Annotated in this window: 15 protein-coding genes; 7 read left to right on the top strand and 8 right to left on the bottom strand. The window is 66.3% G+C overall.

Annotated features, from left to right (window positions below; genetic code table 11):
* The 3 genes from ACIP1U_RS28915 to ACIP1U_RS28905 all read left to right on the top strand — a co-directional run.
* The coding region (locus tag ACIP1U_RS28915) for a hypothetical protein (protein ID WP_400322441.1) at positions 1-641 on the top strand (641 nt) is incomplete at its 5' end.
* Complete coding sequence (locus ACIP1U_RS28910; protein ID WP_400322439.1) at positions 638-1927, top strand: hypothetical protein; 1290 nt, start codon at positions 638-640, stop codon at positions 1925-1927. The genes ACIP1U_RS28915 and ACIP1U_RS28910, both read left to right, overlap by 4 nt.
* Before the next feature lie 270 nt (positions 1928-2197).
* Positions 2198-2425, top strand: coding sequence for a hypothetical protein (locus tag ACIP1U_RS28905; RefSeq protein WP_400322437.1), 228 nt, complete (start codon positions 2198-2200; stop codon positions 2423-2425).
* Positions 2426-2656: 231 nt separating this feature from the next.
* On the opposite strand, the gene ACIP1U_RS28900 is transcribed toward ACIP1U_RS28905, so the two are convergent.
* Complete coding sequence (locus ACIP1U_RS28900) at positions 2657-3202, bottom strand: GNAT family N-acetyltransferase (RefSeq protein ID WP_400322436.1); 546 nt, start codon at positions 3200-3202, stop codon at positions 2657-2659.
* 247 nt (positions 3203-3449) lie between these two features.
* Between ACIP1U_RS28900 and ACIP1U_RS28895 the strand changes: the two genes are divergently transcribed.
* On the top strand, positions 3450-3686 hold the full coding sequence (locus tag ACIP1U_RS28895; RefSeq protein WP_400322434.1) for a hypothetical protein: 237 nt from the start codon (positions 3450-3452) through the stop codon (positions 3684-3686).
* A 9-nt stretch (positions 3687-3695) separates the two neighbouring features.
* Here ACIP1U_RS28895 and ACIP1U_RS28890 read toward each other — a convergent pair whose 3' ends face one another.
* A complete protein-coding gene (locus tag ACIP1U_RS28890; protein ID WP_400322432.1) occupies positions 3696-5057 on the bottom strand; it encodes an MFS transporter in 1362 nt (453 codons plus the stop codon).
* Positions 5058-5133: 76 nt separating this feature from the next.
* On the bottom strand, positions 5134-6879 hold the full coding sequence (locus tag ACIP1U_RS28885) for an IlvD/Edd family dehydratase (protein ID WP_400322430.1): 1746 nt from the start codon (positions 6877-6879) through the stop codon (positions 5134-5136).
* 201 nt (positions 6880-7080) lie between these two features.
* On the opposite strand from ACIP1U_RS28885, the gene ACIP1U_RS28880 reads away from it, so the two are divergent.
* Positions 7081-8061 carry a LysR substrate-binding domain-containing protein gene (locus ACIP1U_RS28880; protein WP_400322428.1) on the top strand — a complete coding sequence of 327 codons (981 nt, stop codon included), beginning with the start codon at positions 7081-7083 and terminating at the stop codon, positions 8059-8061.
* A gap of 13 nt (positions 8062-8074) precedes the next feature.
* Here ACIP1U_RS28880 and ACIP1U_RS28875 read toward each other — a convergent pair whose 3' ends face one another.
* The 5 genes from ACIP1U_RS28875 to ACIP1U_RS28855 form a co-directional block, all read right to left on the bottom strand.
* Complete coding sequence (locus tag ACIP1U_RS28875) at positions 8075-8632, bottom strand: DUF3016 domain-containing protein (protein ID WP_400322426.1); 558 nt, start codon at positions 8630-8632, stop codon at positions 8075-8077.
* 65 nt (positions 8633-8697) lie between these two features.
* The gene (locus ACIP1U_RS28870; protein ID WP_400322423.1) at positions 8698-9873 is read right to left on the bottom strand and encodes an L-rhamnonate dehydratase; all 1176 of its coding nucleotides are present in this window, start codon (positions 9871-9873) and stop codon (positions 8698-8700) included.
* A gap of 91 nt (positions 9874-9964) precedes the next feature.
* Positions 9965-10996, bottom strand: coding sequence for a 4-hydroxythreonine-4-phosphate dehydrogenase PdxA (locus tag ACIP1U_RS28865; RefSeq protein WP_400322421.1), 1032 nt, complete (start codon positions 10994-10996; stop codon positions 9965-9967).
* Positions 10997-11025: 29 nt separating this feature from the next.
* Entirely contained in the window at positions 11026-12006 is a 981-nt protein-coding gene (locus ACIP1U_RS28860) for a Bug family tripartite tricarboxylate transporter substrate binding protein (protein ID WP_400322419.1), read from the bottom strand.
* A 131-nt stretch (positions 12007-12137) separates the two neighbouring features.
* A complete protein-coding gene (locus tag ACIP1U_RS28855; RefSeq protein ID WP_400322417.1) occupies positions 12138-13085 on the bottom strand; it encodes a LysR substrate-binding domain-containing protein in 948 nt (315 codons plus the stop codon).
* 169 nt (positions 13086-13254) lie between these two features.
* On the opposite strand from ACIP1U_RS28855, the gene ACIP1U_RS28850 reads away from it, so the two are divergent.
* Positions 13255-14184: a dihydrodipicolinate synthase family protein gene (locus ACIP1U_RS28850; RefSeq protein WP_400322415.1), complete on the top strand. Its 930-nt coding sequence runs from the start codon at positions 13255-13257 to the stop codon at positions 14182-14184.
* A gap of 347 nt (positions 14185-14531) precedes the next feature.
* Positions 14532-16106, top strand: a complete 1575-nt coding sequence (locus tag ACIP1U_RS28845; protein WP_400322413.1) for an aldehyde dehydrogenase (NADP(+)) — start codon at positions 14532-14534, stop codon at positions 16104-16106.
* Positions 16107-16109 lie beyond the last annotated feature (3 nt).

Here is a 16109-nt window from a genome sequence, read left to right as displayed (position 1 = left end):
TCTACGATCCATCGGCCAAAGTCCCCTTCCGCCAGGTTGCCTATACCAAAGGCAGCGCGCAACCGCGGCTGGCGGTGGCGCTGGATTATATGCACCTCAGCAAGGTCGAACGGGTACTCCATTGGGAGCATGCCAAAGGGAATAGCTTCTTCATGGTCGTCGGGCCGAAGACGCACCGGCTGGCGTGCATTGCGGGGGTTCGGTTGTGGGGTTTTGGCAAGACCCGGAATCCGCCTGGCGAGACCACATGGATTCCCTTTGATACCGTGCTCAAGTTCCGATACGTCGCTCGGGGCTCCGCCTTTGAAAGCCCAGTCGCGGCACCGCAAAGCGGCATCTATGAGATGACACTGCCTGCCGGCAGACAGGCCGAAATCACGATGTTGCAAGCTGCGAAAACGACCCGCTGGTTCTGCGAGGTCACGCTCCAGGCGCCCAAGGGGCTTCCGGTGGAGCATTTCAAGCTCGATTCGTGGTTCTTCCCGGTCGACTTCACCACGCGGAAGACTGGTATCGAGCTTGTCCCAATGTTGTGCCGGCGGGTGGGCGAGCAAGGGGAAGTGCCGGACTGGAAATGGCTGAATACGACATTCAGAGAACGATATCTCGACCCGAAAATTGCTACTCACGTAGACAAATGAGCAACCGCCGCCAGTTCCTCGCCATGCTTGGCATGGCCAGCCTCACTATTTCCGGATGCACCAGAATGACTGCCAAGAACATCGAGGCCATGCCTCACGAGTACGCCTTGCTGATGGATCCTGCCAAGCGCCACGCGGCATTGGGCGATCAGCGATTGAAGATCAGCGGCGCCGACTTCGGCCTGGGTGGCACCGATTTCTATGACAAGGCGTGGGAGAACGTCCACTTCTATGACTGCATCTTTTATGGCGTCATCCAACTGTCCCGGATCCGCAACTGCGTCTTCGAGCACTGCCAGTTTCCGGGCTCGAACTTCCAGGCTCGTGCCATGGAGGATGTGCTGTTCGCGCGCAGCGACACGCTGGGCGGCGCCTATCTGATGGCGGCTGGCGGCAAGAATGTGCGCTTTGTTGAATGCGATTTTGGCGCCAAGAACCCAGACGTGAATCAATACGGAGCCATCTATTTCAGTGGGGATGTCTCATACGAGCGCTGCACCGGCCAGTACATGGATGTCAGTGGCGACAGTGTCGTTATCTATCGCGATTGCAAGTTCGGTCCGATTGATACCCAAAGCGGTAACGGAACGGACGGAAAGAACATCCGCGCCACAGTCCTGATCGAAAACTGCACATTCAAGGGACATACTGACATGGCGGCGTCCAACCTCACCAGCTTGACCATCCGCAACAGCAAGTTCGATATTCTTGAGATCCGCCGGTCCGACGTGCAGGGCGACGTGCTGATCGAGGGCGTGCAGGCGGGCGCCATGATCGGCATGCTCGACAATGCGCGCTCCATTAGCATCCGAAACAGCCAGTTCCGGGGCGTCAACGTGAATGCTGAGGATAATTACTACGAACTCTATCGCTCGCTCGATTGCGCTGTCGCACCTGAGAATCGAAAGAACCTCAAATCTGTCGTGCTGGAGAACGTGGAATGCGGGAGGGATGACGAGGGGATTTACGACATAGTCGACAACAAGCTGACCAACATCTCCCGAGGCTGTCAGATCATGGGAGGGTATGACTCCACGGTCATTCGCCATTGCACCATCCCCAGTGCTTCTCTCATGCTCGAATCCGCCAGCGTCCTGATCGAGCACTACGAAGGCGAAAAAGCCACCTTCGTCACCAGCAATATCGGTTCGCTCTCCTTCCGAAATACGGCCATCGTCAAAGCCATCGACTTCACGGGCGTCCAGGTACAGAAGCTCGAAGCCAGCGGGCTGGTGCGCTACACCGGTCAGCAGATCGTGACCAAGGACAGCAATATCCATCTTTGAAGTGGTTGGAGTCTGCAGGCGGTGCTTTCCGCGCCGGCGGCCATCTGCGTTCCGGGCAACTCCGCTGCGTCGCTTCAGGCCGCTCTTCGCACCCTTCCAGGCATAAATTCGGCAAATCTGGCAATTTCGAAGTTTTTCGGTAGACAGAATTAAATAATGCTGAATGGCATTTTTGCGTTGCCTGCCATACATTCCATACATTGAAACCCTGTGCGAGCAAGAAAAAACCCGTCCCCGGCCGCACCATGCCACCGAATCGGGAGTATGCCCATGACCGGAAAACCCATGCTTGCCGAAGAGCGCGACGTCGCCTGGGAAGCCGATGCAGGCGAACGCCCGCTCGGCCTGTTGGCACCGCTGCGCGACAAGGCCCCGATCTACTACCGGTTGCCCGACACGCCTGACGGGCATCACATCAAGGAATACGCCAGCGGCCTGCGCCAGCTGGTGCGTTTTGTCGGCGTCGAAGAACAGGTCGTGAAATACAGCCTGAGCTGACACGCCCCGGCTTTTCCTGTGGTTGTCTCCTCCAAGCCCGATCCTGCGGGCAGGGACTTGAACCCGCGGTTGCCGCGGGTTTTTTCTTGCGGTGACGGTATCCGGGCGCGCCCCGCGTCAGAACTGCGGCGCACGGCAGGTCGCACCGCCGGTACTGGCGGCTTCCGGATGCCGCGATGGTAGGCCAGCGGCAAGCGGTTCGGCAACGCCTGCCGCGCCCGCCATCTGGCGTCACGCCAGCCGCCTGGCCAGCGCCGCCACGTCGGTCCAGGTCACGCGCCGCACCATGACGCGCAGGCCGGGCCCGTGGAAATCGTCCTCGAACGGTTCCGACGCCTCGCCGCCCAGCCGTTGGTAGAACTCGCGCGCCTGCGTATTGGCCTCAAGCACATAGAGGAACAGCGGCTGCCCCGGCCAGCGCTGCGCCACGCGCTGCGCGCAATGCCCCAGCAGCCGCTTGCCCAGCCCCTGGCCGTGAAAGGCCGGCAGGACGTGCAGGTTGTCCAGGTAGATACCGAACTGGGGCTCGGCCTCGGGCAAGAGGCAGGCAAAGCCGGCGGCCGTACCGTCGACCAGTGCCAGCGTGGTCTCCGCGGGACCATCCGCGCCGTCAAGCATGCGCGCGCGCCAGGCCGCCAGCCGCTCCGGATAGGCCTGCTCGCGCAGGTACGCATCTGGCAGCATGCCGGGATAGGAGTGCTGCCAGCTGGCGGCGTGCATGGCGGCGAGGCGGTCGGCATCGGCAGCGGTGGCAGGAATCAGCGCAATGTCGGGCATAGGGACCGAACGAAACGAGATGAGAGGGGAACGGCACAGCAGGGTCAGGTGGCGCGCGGCAAGGCGCGGGCGCCTGAAGCGCGACGGTGCCAGAAGCGCCCATTGTGCCCGTGGCACGCCAAAGCTTGCAAAAGTCCGGGGAAGGGATTGCAATCGGGTGCACGACGAACCCAGCCTTCGTCCCTGTCCCCCCGGAACGAAGATTGCAGCACCCCGTGGTCACCGGCGCAATCGAGAGGAATGCCTTATGTACATGGTCTACTGGTCCGAAGCCCACGGCTCCGGACTTACGCCGCACGCGCAATCGTTTCCGAGTGACGCGATGCGCGAGGCGCTGCACTTCGCCGAAGCGCTGCGCCAGCGCCAGCATGCGGGCGAGCCGGTGAGCTTTGTCACGCTGTGCTCGGAAAACCCGAACTCGGTCGGCCGCGCCGGCGCGGCGGATCCGCCGCCCGACTATGAGTGGAAGAAGCGGCGACCGTGACGCCAGCGATCAGGCACCGGCCTGCGCTGCTCCGGCCCGCGCCGCCGGCCGCAGCGCGGCGCGCACCACGAACGCCATCACCACCGCGAACACCAGCATCGCCGACAGGAAGTACAGCCCCGCCGCCAGGCTGCCGGTGGCGTCCTTGATCACGCCGATGCCGTACGGCCCGAAGTAGCCGCCGAGATTGGCCAGCGAGTTGATGGTGGCAATCCCCACCGCGGCACTGGCGCCGGTCAGGAATTCACCGGGCAGCGCCCACACCACCGCCTGGATCGAATAGATCGAGAACGCGGTCAGGCAGATAAACAGGAACTGCAGCACCGGCGACTGCACCCAGGCGCTCAGCGCCATGGTGATCGCCGCCAGCCCCGACACCACCACGATGTGGCCGTAGCGCTCGCCCTTGCGGTCCGAGTGGCGCGGGACCAGGTACAGGCCGACCACGGCGAACAGGTAGGGCACCGCCGACAGCAGGCCGGTCATTGCATCGGTCACGCCGAACTGCTTGATGATGGTCGGCAGCCACAGCGACAGCCCGTAGATGCTCAGCGGGAACGGCAGGAACAGCAGCGACAGCAGCAGCACGCGCTTGTCCTTGAGCGCCTGCAGCGGATTGCCGTGCGGCTTGAGCGCATAGGCGGCCTGGTCGGCGGCGAGTTCGCGCTCGATCCACGCACGGTCGGCCGGTGCCAGCCATGCGGCACTGGCGGGCGATTCCGGCAGGATCCGCAGCGTGGGCAGGCACAGCAGCACCGCGGGCAGGCCGCTCAGCACGAACAGCGTCTGCCAGTTGGACATGCCCCACAGGCCCTGTGTCGACAACACCAGGCCGGCAATTGGTCCGGTGATGATCAGCGCGATCGGCTGGGCCAGCACCAGCAGTCCGATGATGCGTGCGCGATGGCGCATCGGGAACCACTTGGTCAGGAAGTACAGGATGCCCGGATACAGGCCGGCTTCGGCCGCGCCCAGCAGGAAGCGCAGCACGTAGAAGCTGTGCGCGCCCTGCGTGAACGCCATCGCCATGGTGATCAGGCCCCAGGTCAGCAGGATGCGCGCGAACCAGCGGCGCGCGCCGAAGCGCTCCAGCGCAAGGTTGCTGGGCACCTCGCACAGGAAATAGCCGATGAAGAACAAACCCGCACCCAGGCCATAGGCTGCGTCGCTGATGCCGATCGCCGCGTTCATGTGCAGCTTGGCAAAGCCGACCACCGAGCGGTCGATATACGCCACCACGTAGATCAGTGCCAGGAACGGAATCAGCCGGCGCGCCAGCATGCCGACGATGCGGGTCTCCTCCTGCGCCTGTGCGCCGGTTTCCTGTCCTGGGACGGCGCGCTCCAGCGGCGCGGTCTGTGTGCCATGCATGGCTAGTCTCCTCTGTTCTTGTAAGGGGTCGCGCCTGGGCCGCCGTGGCCGCGCGCATTCAATGCAACGGGATGGATCAGTGCGAGTGGCGCGGCACCTCGCGTCCGCGGCAACCGACCAGGAAGTCGAGGTCGCAGCCCTCGTCGGCCTGCAGCACGTGGTTGACGTAGAGCTTGCGATAGCCGCCGTCGGCGGGGGCCTGCAGCGGCTGCACGTCGGCCATGCGGCGTTCGAACTCGGCGGGATCGATGTCCAGGTGCAGGCGCCCTGCCTCGCAGTCCAGCTCGATCCAGTCGCCGTCGCGCACGATCGCCAGCGGCCCGCCGGCCGCGGCCTCCGGCGCCACGTGCAGCACCACGGTGCCGTAGGCGGTGCCGCTCATGCGCGCATCGGAAATGCGCACCATGTCCTTGATGCCCTGGCGCAGCAGCTTCGGCGGCAGGCCCATGTTGCCCACCTCGGCCATGCCCGGATAGCCGCGCGGGCCGCAGCGCTTGAGGACGAGCACCGAATTCTCATCGACGTCGAGCGACTCGTCGACGATGCGCTCCTTGTAGTGCTCCAGGTCCTCGAACACCACTGCGCGGCCGCGGTGGCGCAGCAGCTTCGGCGTCGCCGCCGACGGCTTGAGCACGGCGCCGCGCGGCGACAGGTTGCCGCGCAGGATGCGGATGCTGCCGTCGCGGATCAGTGGCTGGTCCAGCGGGCGGATGACTTCGTCGTTGGTGATCGGCGCATCCCTGACGTTGTCCCAGATCGCCTTGCCGTTGACGGTCAGCGCGCCCGGATGCGGCAGCAGGCCGGCCTCTCCCATGCGGCGCAGCACCGCGGGCAGGCCGCCGGCGTAGTAGAACTCTTCCATGAGGAAACGGCCCGACGGCATCAGGTCGACGATGGTCGGCGTGTCGCGCCCCACGTTGCTCCAGTCTTCCAGCTCGAGCGGCACACCGATGCGCCCGGCGATCGCCTTCAGGTGGATCACGGCGTTGGTCGAGCCGCCGATCGCGGCATTGACGCGGATCGCGTTCTCGAACGCCTGGCGCGTCAGGACCTTAGACAGCGTCAGGTCCTCGCGCGCCATCTCGACGATGCGGATGCCGGACATGTGTGCCAGCACATAGCGGCGCGAATCGACTGCCGGGATCGCCGCGTTGTGCGGCAGCGACGTGCCCAGCGCCTCGGCCATGCAGGCCATGGTCGAGGCGGTGCCCATGGTGTTGCAGGTGCCGGCCGAACGCGACATGCCGGCTTCGGCCGACAGGAACTGGTGCAGGTTGATCTCCCCCGCCTTCAGCGATTCATGCAGTTGCCAGACCGCGGTGCCCGAGCCGATGTCCTTGCCGTCGAGCTTGCCGTTGAGCATCGGCCCGCCGGTGACGACGATGGCCGGCACGTCGCAGCTGGCCGCGCCCATCAGCAGTGCCGGCGTGGTCTTGTCGCAGCCGGTCAGCAGCACCACCGCATCGATCGGGTTGCCGCGGATCGCCTCTTCCACGTCCATCGCGGCCAGGTTGCGCGTCAGCATGGCGGTCGGGCGCAGGTTCGATTCGCCGTTGGAAAACACCGGGAATTCCACCGGGAAGCCGCCGGCCTCGTACACACCGCGCTTGACGTGCTCGGCCAGCTTGCGGAAATGCGCGTTGCAGGGGGTAAGTTCCGACCACGTATTGCAGATGCCGATCACCGGGCGGCCGTCGAACGCATGCTCGGGGATGCCCTGGTTCTTCATCCAGCTGCGATACATGAAGCCGTTTTTGTCGGCGGTGCCGAACCACGCCGTCGAGCGCAGCGGCTTGCGTTGCTTGTCCTTGGAATCCGACATGTTGTTCCTGTGACGAGGGCCGCCGTAGGCCGGCGGCGGGGATGGCAGGGACGGCGGATCCAGCGGCATCGCCTCATGGCGGGGGCCACGCTGTCTCCGGTCGTGGTTGTTTTGTCGGACGGAGTGTATGCAGCTTGCCGATATGCTACTAATGAAGAGTTCGGCATTTGCCATATCGATATCGGCATTGGTATTAACCCCATGGAACCCCTCATCCTTTCCGCCGCGGCTGATGCGGCCCCTGCGGCACCCGCCTGGCACAGCCACACCCGCCTCAAGACGCGCCAGCTGCTGCTATTGCTGGCCGTCGCCGACGAAGGCAGCATCCACCGCGCGGCGGAACGCCTGGCGATGACACAGCCGGCCGCTTCCAAGCTGCTGCGCGAACTGGAAGAGATGCTGTCGGTACCGCTGTTCGAACGCCTGCCGCGCGGCATGGCGCCGACGGACTATGGCCGCGCGATGATCCGGCATGCGCGCGCGGTGATCGGCAGCCTGAACCAGGCGCGCGAGGAAGTGCTGGCGCTGAAGGCGGGCCGGCTTGGCCATGTGGCGATCGGCGCGATCACCTCGCCCGGCGTGCGGCTGCTGCCGCCGGCCATCGCGCGGGTGAAGGCAAGCTATCCGGGGTTGCGGGTCTCGGTGGAGATCGACAACAGCAACGTGCTGCTCGACCGGCTGGGGCAGGAAAAGCTGGACATGGTGGTCGCGCGGCTGTTTCCCGAGCACGACAAGGGTCGGCTGCGCTACGAGCCGATGGCGGAAGAGCCGGTCTGCGCCGTGGTGCGGCCCGGCCACCCCATGCTGGCGGCGCCCGCCCTGTCTCTGGCCGATACCACCGACGCCGCCTGGCTGATCCCGCCCGCCGGCACGGTGCTGCGCCATCGCTTCGAGCTGATGTTCCAGCGCGCCAGCCTGGCGCCGCCGACCAACGTGGTGGAAACCGCCGCGCTGCTGTTCCTGACGCGCTTGGTGACGCAATCAGACATGATCGCGGTGCTGACGGCGGATGTTGCGCAGTATTACGCGGCGTTCGGCATGGTGGAAGTGCTGCCGATGGCCATGCCCTGCCATATGGACGACTTCGGCCTGATCACGCCGACCGACCGGCTGATGTCGCCCGGCGCGCTGCTGGTCGCGGATGCGCTGCGCGAGACGGCGCTGCGCATCTACGGCCAGTAGTGCCAGCGTCGGATCATCCCTGTCCGGTCTGGCGCGCTGCGATCCGGCGCCTGACGGTCTCGTCGAACCAGCGGTCCATCATCGCCTTCTCATAGCGCAGCCTGTCGCTCTGGCTGTAGACGTTGACGCCCATGTTGAAGCTCTGGTCGGAGATACGCTGCTCGCCGCTGCCGATCACGGCACCGTCGCTGCCGCGCAGTTCATAGCGCAGCGTCATGCGCGGCCAGGTGACATCGCGCACGATGCGGACGTCATAGCCGCGCACGCGCCATGGCTCGAAATGTCCCGCCAGGTCGACATCGAGCACCTCGATGCTCAGCGCATGGCCCGGCGGCAGGTAGCGCGCCGCCAGCTCGTCGAAGTGGCGGCGGATATCGTTCATTACCTGCGCGCGCTCCCGGTCGCTGCCGTATGCGCTGCGGTAGGCGGCATCGGTGTAGGTTTCGGGATGGAGGAAGGAAACAGTCAGCGTTCCGGCAGGCGGCGCGGCGAAGGCACTGATGGCACCGATGGCACACATCAGGCCCATGGGCGCCGCGCAGGCGGCCAGCAGACGGCGGGATCTGGCCATGGCGAACTCCAGGACAAGGGCACTACGCCTCTTGATGCCTCTTGATTGTAGTGCGCCAGGGCCCGTCAGCCGATGATATTGAACTGGCTGAAGTACTCCTCGTTCAACTCCAGCCCCAGTCCCGGCAGGTTGTCGTCAAGCTGCAGGTAGCCGTTGTCCGGCGCCGGATCGCCCTTGAAAATGTAGTAGAACAGCTCGTTGCCAACCTCGACGTCGTGCACCGGGAAATACTCGGACATCGGCGAAGCGGTCGATGCCATGGTGAGGTGGTAGTTGTGCATCTGACCCGCATGCGGGATCACCGGCACCGACCAGGCCTCGGCCATCGCGTTGATTTTCTGCGCGGCGGTGATGCCGCCGACGCGGTTGGTGTCGTACTGGATCACGTCGACCGCACGGCGCTCCAGCAGGTCCTTGAAGCCGTACGAAGTGAACTCGTGCTCGCCGCCGGAGATCGGGAACGGGCTCGCCTTCTTCAGCTCGACATAACCTTCGATATCGTCGGCGATCACCGGCTCTTCCAGCCAGCGCGGATTGAACTCGGCCAGGCGCGGCAGCATGCGGCGCGCGTATTCCAGCGTCCAGCCCATGTAGCACTCCAGCATGATGTCGACGCCGTCGCCGACCAGCTCGCGCAGCAGCCGCACCTGTTCGATGTTCTTCCGCATGCCGGCGGGGCCGTCCTTGGGGCCGTAGCCGAAGCGCATCTTCATCGCGGTGAAGCCCTGGTCCAGGTAGCGTTGCGCTTCGGACAGGAAGGCATCGCGGTCGTCGTTGTTGTAGAGCTTTGAGGCATAGCACCAGATCTTTTCCTTGGTGCGCCCGCCCAGCAGCTTGAACACCGGCTTGCCGACAGCCTTGCCCATCAGGTCCCACAGCGCGATATCGACCGCCGAAATCGCCGCCATGCCGATGCCCTTGCGTCCCCAGGCGTGGGTGCGACGGTACATCTTCTGCCACAGGTATTCGTTGTCGAACGGATCCTGGCCGATCACCACCGGCGCCAGGTACTCGTCGACGATCTGCTTGGCCACGCGCGGGGCCAGCGCGCAGTTGCCGATGCCGACCAGGCCGGTATCGGTCTCGATCTCGACCACCATCCAGCCGTGAAAGCGGAACGAGCCCATGGCGTCGCCGCGCTCGAACAGGATGTCGGTGGCGTTGGTGCAGAAGTGCGCCTGCGGCGGCACGGTCTTGCCCTTCCATTCGAAGACGCGGGCGCGGACGTTGGTGATCTTCATGTTCAGTTCCTGATGGCGATGCGTTGGTGCGAACGCTCCCCGGCCGCGCCGGGGGCGGTCATGCTGTGATCTGGTATGGATTGAAGAGTGGCTAGGCTTGCGCGGCGGCGCGCCGTTGCGCACCCATGCGGCAGGCAATCTGGAACGCCTGCAGCGTGGCACCGGGATCGGCGCGGCCCTGCTGCGTGATGTCAAACGCGGTGCCGTGCGCCGGCGTGGTGATCGGCACCGGCAGCCCGCCCTGCACCGTCACGCCGCGCGAGAAGCCCATCAGCTTGATGCCGATCTGCCCCTGGTCGTGGTACATGGTGACGATGGCGTCGAACTGCCGCTGCAACGGACCGCCCTGCACCTTGAGGAAGATGGTGTCGGCCGGAAACGGGCCGTCGGCATTCACGCCACGCTCGCGCGCCGCAGCGACGGCCGGGGCAATCACATCGATCTCTTCGCGGCCGAAGGCACCGTTGTCGCCGTTGTGCGGATTCAGGCCGCATACGGCGATGCGCGGCGTTGCCATGCCGGCACGGCGCAGCGCCTGGTCGATCAGGTCGATGGCGGCGCCGACGCGTTCCGGCGTGATCATCGCCGGAACGTCCTTCAGGGCCACATGCGAGGTGACGCGTGAGGTCCACAGGCCGTCGAGCACGTTGAATTCGCAGAACGCGCCGTGGTAGCCGAGTTGCTCGGCAAACCAGTGCAGTTCATCGCTGTGGTCCATGCCGGCGGCGTGCAGCGAGCTCTTGTTGAGCGGCCCGAACAGGATCGAGTCTGCCTGGCCCGACTGCGCCAGCGACAGCGCCAGCGACAGCGCCAGCGACAGCGTGCCCAGGCTGTAGCGGCCGCCCTCGGCACTGGACGCGCCACGCGGATAAGCGGGCTTGCCGTCCAGTTCCCAGTGGTAGAGGCGCGGCGCGCCTTGTGCGAACCGGAGGGTATCGGTCTCTGCCAGCGCCAGCTCGACGCCCGCCACCTGCATGCCGCGGCGCCATTCGTCGCGGTCGGCGATCAGCAGGATGTCGGCCTGTTCGCTGGTGGCCGGGTCGGCCAGCAGGCGCGCGATCAGTTCGGGGCCGATGCCGGCCGGATCGCCCAGCACCATCGCGATTCGTGGACGTGAAGTCATGAAATTCTCTTGATTCTTGAAATACGGGCTCAGTCGAGCTTGACGCCAAGCTCGGCGATCAGCTTGCCATAGCGCGCGTACTCGGCGCGCGAGAAGGCATCGAACTGCGCGGCAGTCAGCGCGCCGGGTACGGCCCCCACGTCGGCCAGCTTGCGCACGGTATCCGGATCCTTGATCACGGTCGACAGCGCGGTGCCCAGCTTCTGCAGCGTGGCGGGCGGCGTGCCGGCCGGCGCATAGACGCCGTACCAGGCATTCATCTGGATGCCTGGCACGCCGGCCTCGGCCAGTGTCGGCACGTTCGGCAGCAGCGCCGAGCGCTTGTCCGCGGTCACCGCCAGCGCGCGCAGCTTGCCGGCCTTGATATGGTTGATCACCGACGGCATGGTCTCGAAGCTCATGTCCACCTGGCCGCCCATCAGGTCGACCAGCGCGCTGCTGCTGCTCTTGTACGGCACGTGCAGCAGCTTGCCCTGGATCTGGCGCGCAAACGCGGCGCCGGCCAGGTGCTGGGTGCTGCCAACGCCCGAGGAGCTGAAGCGGAACTTGTCCGGACTCGCCTGGATCTGCGCGACCAGCGCCTTGACGTCGCGCGCCGTGACCTGGTTGTTGACCACCAGCACGTTAGGCACCGAGGACACCAGCGCCACCGGCGCCAGGTCCTTGAGCGGGTCGAACTGCAGCTTGAGCAAGTGCGGCGCGATCGCCTGCGAGGTGACCACGCCCATCAGCAGCGTGTTGCCGTCCGGCGCGGCCTTGGCGGTGATGTCCGCGGCGATGGTGTTGGAGGCGCCGGGCCGGTTGTCGACCACGACGGGCTGCTTCAACTGTGCGGCAAGCTTGTCGGAGACAATGCGCGCCATCACGTCGGTGCCGCCGCCGGGCGCGGCGCCCACCATCAGACGCACCGGCCGCGTGTCCTGCGCCCAGGCGCTGGTCGTCACTGCGGCGGCCACCGTGGCCAGGCCGGCAAGTGCGCCGGCAAATGTGCCGGCAATCCGTGTCTTCATCGCTGTCTCCGTTTTGCTGTCCGGCTCTTGTGGCGCGGATGAGCAGACTATATGAGCATCAGCGATTCGCCACTACTGACGTTTTTTGAACTGGCGATCACCTGGGGTTATACCTTGGGCTATGCCTTGGGCTATACGGCTACGGCCGGCTTCCCCGCCTGCGCTTTCAGGATCGCCACCAGCTGCCGCGCGGAAGCGGGCAAGGCGCCGCCGCGCCGCGTGACGATGCCGAAGGTCTGCTGGCGCGATTGCAGGCGCACGGGCAGGATGCGCAGCATCTTCTGGCGCACGAACAGCTCCGCCACGCTGGCCGGCAGCAGCGACACCAGCCCGGGATCGCGCTGGAGCATCGCCACGGTAATCAGCGCCGACGAAGTGGAAATGGCATTGGCGGGGAAGCTGACGCCGGCGTGGTCCAGTTCGCGCTGCAGCAGCGCATGCATCGGCATGTGCCCCGCGTAAGTGATCCAGCGATATCCGGCGAGGTCGGCGAAACTCATCGTCCGCGCCCGGGACGGGGGATGGAGGTGGCCAACCACCACGGACACCTGCTCGTCGCCAAGCGGGTGGTAGTGGTACTTGCCGGGTTCGTCGCTGACCAGCGAGCGGCCGAGCACGAGGTCGAGATGGCCGTCGTCGAGCTGGCCGAGCAGGCGCAGGCTGGTGTCCTCGACGATCTCGAGCGCCAGGTCCGGATGCGCCTGCCGCAACTGCTCTAGCGCCGGCACCAGCACATCCGGCACCGCGCCCATGATCACGCCGACGGCGACGCGCCCGCCGCTGCCCGCGCGGATGCCGGCCACTTCCTCGCACATCGCACCCAGGTCCGCCACCAGCTGCCGTGCATGGCGGATCACGCAGTGGCCGAAAGCGTTGGGGCGCATGCCGCGCTTGGAGCGCTCGAACAGCGGCGCCTCCAGCATGCCTTCCAGCTCCTGCAGCGACTTGCTGGCGGCCGACTGGGTCATTGCCATCGCGGCGGCAGCCTGGTGCAGTGACTGGTGCTCGTCCAGCGCGATCAGCAAATGCAGCTGCTTCATGCGCAGGCGGCCGGTGAGGGTGTCCAGGGTCGATTTCATGTTTGGACAGGGTGAGTCGCAAAAGCGATCACAAGATGGAAAGGTTTCAATATACAGCGCTGCTGCCCCGCACGTATATTGGCCCGACCCGATTGACTGCCCAGATTGACTGCCCAGATTGACTACCCAGAACCCGCGCCGGCCATGTGCCAGCCGCAAGGAGGAGACCATGCCCCGATCCCAAGCGCCCGTCTACCGCGGCGTATTCCCGGTCGCGCCGACCATTTTCAACGAGCAAGGCGGCCTCGACCTCGACGGCCAGCGCCGCTGCATCGACTTCATGATCGACGCCGGCTCGCACGGCCTCTGCATCCTGGCCAACTTCTCCGAGCAGTTCGTGCTGACCGACGACGAACGCAGCGTGCTGATGAAGACCGTGCTGGAGCACGTGGACGGCCGCGTGCCAGTGATTGTCACCACCACGCATTTCAGCTCGCGCATCTGCGCCGAGCGCAGCCGCGCCGCGCAGGACGCCGGCGCCGCCATGGTGATGGTGATGCCGCCTTACCACGGCGCCACCATCCGCGTACCCGAGCGCGGCATCTACGACTTCTTCGCCACGGTCTCCGATGCCATCGACATCCCCATCATGATCCAGGACGCGCCGGTCAGCGGCACCACGCTGTCCGCGCCCTTCCTCGCCCGCATGGCGCGCGAGCTGGCCAACGTCTCGTACTTCAAGATCGAAGTGCCGCAGGCCGCGGCCAAGCTGCGCGAACTGATCGAGCTGGGCGGCGATGCCATCGTCGGCCCGTGGGACGGCGAAGAAGCCATCACGCTGATGGCCGACCTGGAAGCGGGCGCCACCGGCGCGATGACCGGCGCGGGCTTCCCGGACGGCATCCGCCAGATCCTGGACGCATGGCAGGCCGGCGACGCCGAGCTGGCGGCGCAGCGCTATCAGCAGTGGCTGCCGCTGATCAACTACGAAAACCGGCAAGGCTGGCTGGCGACCAGCAAGGTGCTGATGAAGGAAGGCGGGGTGATTGCTTCAGACGCGGTGCGGCATCCGCTGCAGCCGATGCATCCGGCCACGCGCGAGGGGCTGCTGAAGGTGGCGCGGCGAGTGGATCCGCTGGTGTTGCGGTGGGGGCGGTGAGGAAGTCTCTCTGCAACCTGGCATCACCACGCATCTTGTAGCGCCTGCCCTCTCCCCCGGCCCCTCTCCCGCAAGCGGGCGAGGGGAGCAAACCGTCGGTATGCAAGGGCGTAAGAATGCCCCCACCACCCTGCAGACGCTCCCCTCTCCCGCAAGCGGGCGAGGTGAGCAAACCGTCGGTATGCAAGGGCGTAAGAATGCCCCCACCACCCCTGCAGACGCTCCCCTCTCCCGCAAGCGGGAGAGGGGCGGGGGAGAGGGACGGAGCGTCCACGAAGTCGCGGCGCAAACAATGCCACTGCGCATTCTCCATCGCTAGCCACACCTTCCTGCTCACAGGACCCACCATGACCCTCACCGGAAACCTCCTGATCGGCCGCCAATCCATCCGCGGCACCTACGGCTCCCTGCACGGCATCGATGCCGCCACCGGCGCCACGCTCGAACCCGCCTTCGGCGGCGCCACGCCCGCACAGCGCGACGAAGCCTGCGCACTGGCATGGCAGGCCTTCGACACTTATCGCGAGATCGCCCCCGCGCGGCGCGCCGATTTCCTTGAAGCCATCGCCGGCAACATCCTGGCGCTAGGTGACGCGCTCATCGAGCGCTGCGCGAGCGAATCGGGCCTGCCGCGCGCCCGCATCGAAGGCGAGCGCGGGCGCACCGTGGGCCAGCTGCGGCTGTTTGCCGGCATGCTGCGCCAGGGCGATTTCCTGGAACTGCGCGTCGACCCGGCCCAACCCGAACGCCAGCCGCTGCCGCGCCCCGACCTGCGCCTGCGCCATATCCCGCTGGGCCCGGTCGCCGTGTTCGGCGCCAGCAACTTCCCGCTGGCGTTCTCGGTGGCGGGCGGCGATACCGCATCCGCGCTGGCCGCGGGCTGCCCCGTCATCGTCAAGGCGCATCCGGCGCACCCCGGCACCTCCGAACTGGTCGGCCGCGCCATCCAGAAGGCCGTGGCCGACCTGGACCTGCCCGCAGGCACCTTCTCCCTCCTCTTCGATGCCGGGCTCGAAATCGGCCAGGGGCTGGTGGCGGACCAGCGCATCAAGGCGGTCGGATTCACCGGCTCGCGCGCCGGCGGCCAGGCGCTGATGGCGATCGCCGCGGCGCGCCCGGAGCCGATTCCCGTCTATGCGGAGATGAGCAGCATCAATCCGGTGCTGCTGTTCCCCCATGCGCTGGCCAACCGCGCGCAAGCCATCGGCGCGGCCTTTGCCAGCTCGCTGACGCTGGGCGCCGGACAGTTCTGCACCAACCCCGGACTGGTGCTGGCGGTGGAAGGCGCGGGCCTGGACCAGTTCCTGGCAGCGGCGGCGGCAGGCCTGGCGGACATCGGCGCACAGAGCATGCTGACCGCCGGCATCCTGCGCGCCTACTGCAACGGCGTCGGCACGCTCGCACAGCATCCGCAGGTACAGCTGGTGGCGCGCGGCAAGGCAGGCAGTGCGCTGCAAGGGCAAGCGGCGCTGTTCAGCACCAGCGCCGAGGCCTTCCTGGCCGACGAGACGCTGCGCCACGAAGTCTTTGGCGCGTCGTCGCTGGTGGTGCGCTGCCGCGACGCGGCGGAAATGCTGCGCGTGATCGAAGCGCTGGAGGGCCAGCTTACCGCGGCCCTGCATATCGACCCCGCCGACCACGACGCCGCGCGCACGCTGCTGCCCGCGTTGGAGCGCCTGGCGGGCCGCATTCTGGTCAACGGCTTTGGCACCGGCGTGGAAGTCGGGCACGCCATGGTCCACGGCGGCCCCTGGCCAGCTACCTCGGATGGCCGCTCGACCTCGGTCGGCAGCCTGGCGATCGCGCGCTTCGTGCGGCCGGTCAGCTACCAGGACATGCCGGCGGACCTGCTGCCCGCCTCGCTGCGCCCCGACAGCGAGCAGCGCCACGCCTGGCGCCTTGACGGCAAGCCGCAGCGTTAGTTC

The sequence above is a fragment of the Cupriavidus sp. NPDC089707 genome (genome assembly GCF_044748965.1).
Classification (GTDB): Bacteria; Pseudomonadota; Gammaproteobacteria; order Burkholderiales; family Burkholderiaceae; genus Cupriavidus.
The sequence above is the reverse complement of the archived record's forward strand: the minus strand, read 5'-3'. Positions and strand labels throughout refer to the sequence as shown.

Excerpts from the sequence above, each read along its gene's own strand:
- ACIP1U_RS28865 (WP_400322421.1), bottom strand. The coding sequence starts at position 10,996 with ATGACTTCACGTCCACGAATCGCGATGGTGCTGGGCGATCCGGCCGGC.
- ACIP1U_RS28900 (WP_400322436.1), bottom strand. The coding sequence starts at position 3,202 with ATGCCCGACATTGCGCTGATTCCTGCCACCGCTGCCGATGCCGACCGC.
- ACIP1U_RS28845 (WP_400322413.1), top strand. The coding sequence starts at position 14,532 with ATGACCCTCACCGGAAACCTCCTGATCGGCCGCCAATCCATCCGCGGC.
- ACIP1U_RS28860 (WP_400322419.1), bottom strand. The coding sequence starts at position 12,006 with ATGAAGACACGGATTGCCGGCACATTTGCCGGCGCACTTGCCGGCCTG.
- ACIP1U_RS28855 (WP_400322417.1), bottom strand. The coding sequence starts at position 13,085 with ATGAAATCGACCCTGGACACCCTCACCGGCCGCCTGCGCATGAAGCAG.
- ACIP1U_RS28905 (WP_400322437.1), top strand. The coding sequence starts at position 2,198 with ATGACCGGAAAACCCATGCTTGCCGAAGAGCGCGACGTCGCCTGGGAA.
- ACIP1U_RS28870 (WP_400322423.1), bottom strand. The coding sequence starts at position 9,873 with ATGAAGATCACCAACGTCCGCGCCCGCGTCTTCGAATGGAAGGGCAAG.
- ACIP1U_RS28890 (WP_400322432.1), bottom strand. The coding sequence starts at position 5,057 with ATGCATGGCACACAGACCGCGCCGCTGGAGCGCGCCGTCCCAGGACAG.
- ACIP1U_RS28885 (WP_400322430.1), bottom strand. The coding sequence starts at position 6,879 with ATGTCGGATTCCAAGGACAAGCAACGCAAGCCGCTGCGCTCGACGGCG.
- ACIP1U_RS28880 (WP_400322428.1), top strand. The coding sequence starts at position 7,081 with ATGGAACCCCTCATCCTTTCCGCCGCGGCTGATGCGGCCCCTGCGGCA.
- ACIP1U_RS28850 (WP_400322415.1), top strand. The coding sequence starts at position 13,255 with ATGCCCCGATCCCAAGCGCCCGTCTACCGCGGCGTATTCCCGGTCGCG.
- ACIP1U_RS28875 (WP_400322426.1), bottom strand. The coding sequence starts at position 8,632 with ATGGCCAGATCCCGCCGTCTGCTGGCCGCCTGCGCGGCGCCCATGGGC.
- ACIP1U_RS28910 (WP_400322439.1), top strand. The coding sequence starts at position 638 with ATGAGCAACCGCCGCCAGTTCCTCGCCATGCTTGGCATGGCCAGCCTC.
- ACIP1U_RS28895 (WP_400322434.1), top strand. The coding sequence starts at position 3,450 with ATGTACATGGTCTACTGGTCCGAAGCCCACGGCTCCGGACTTACGCCG.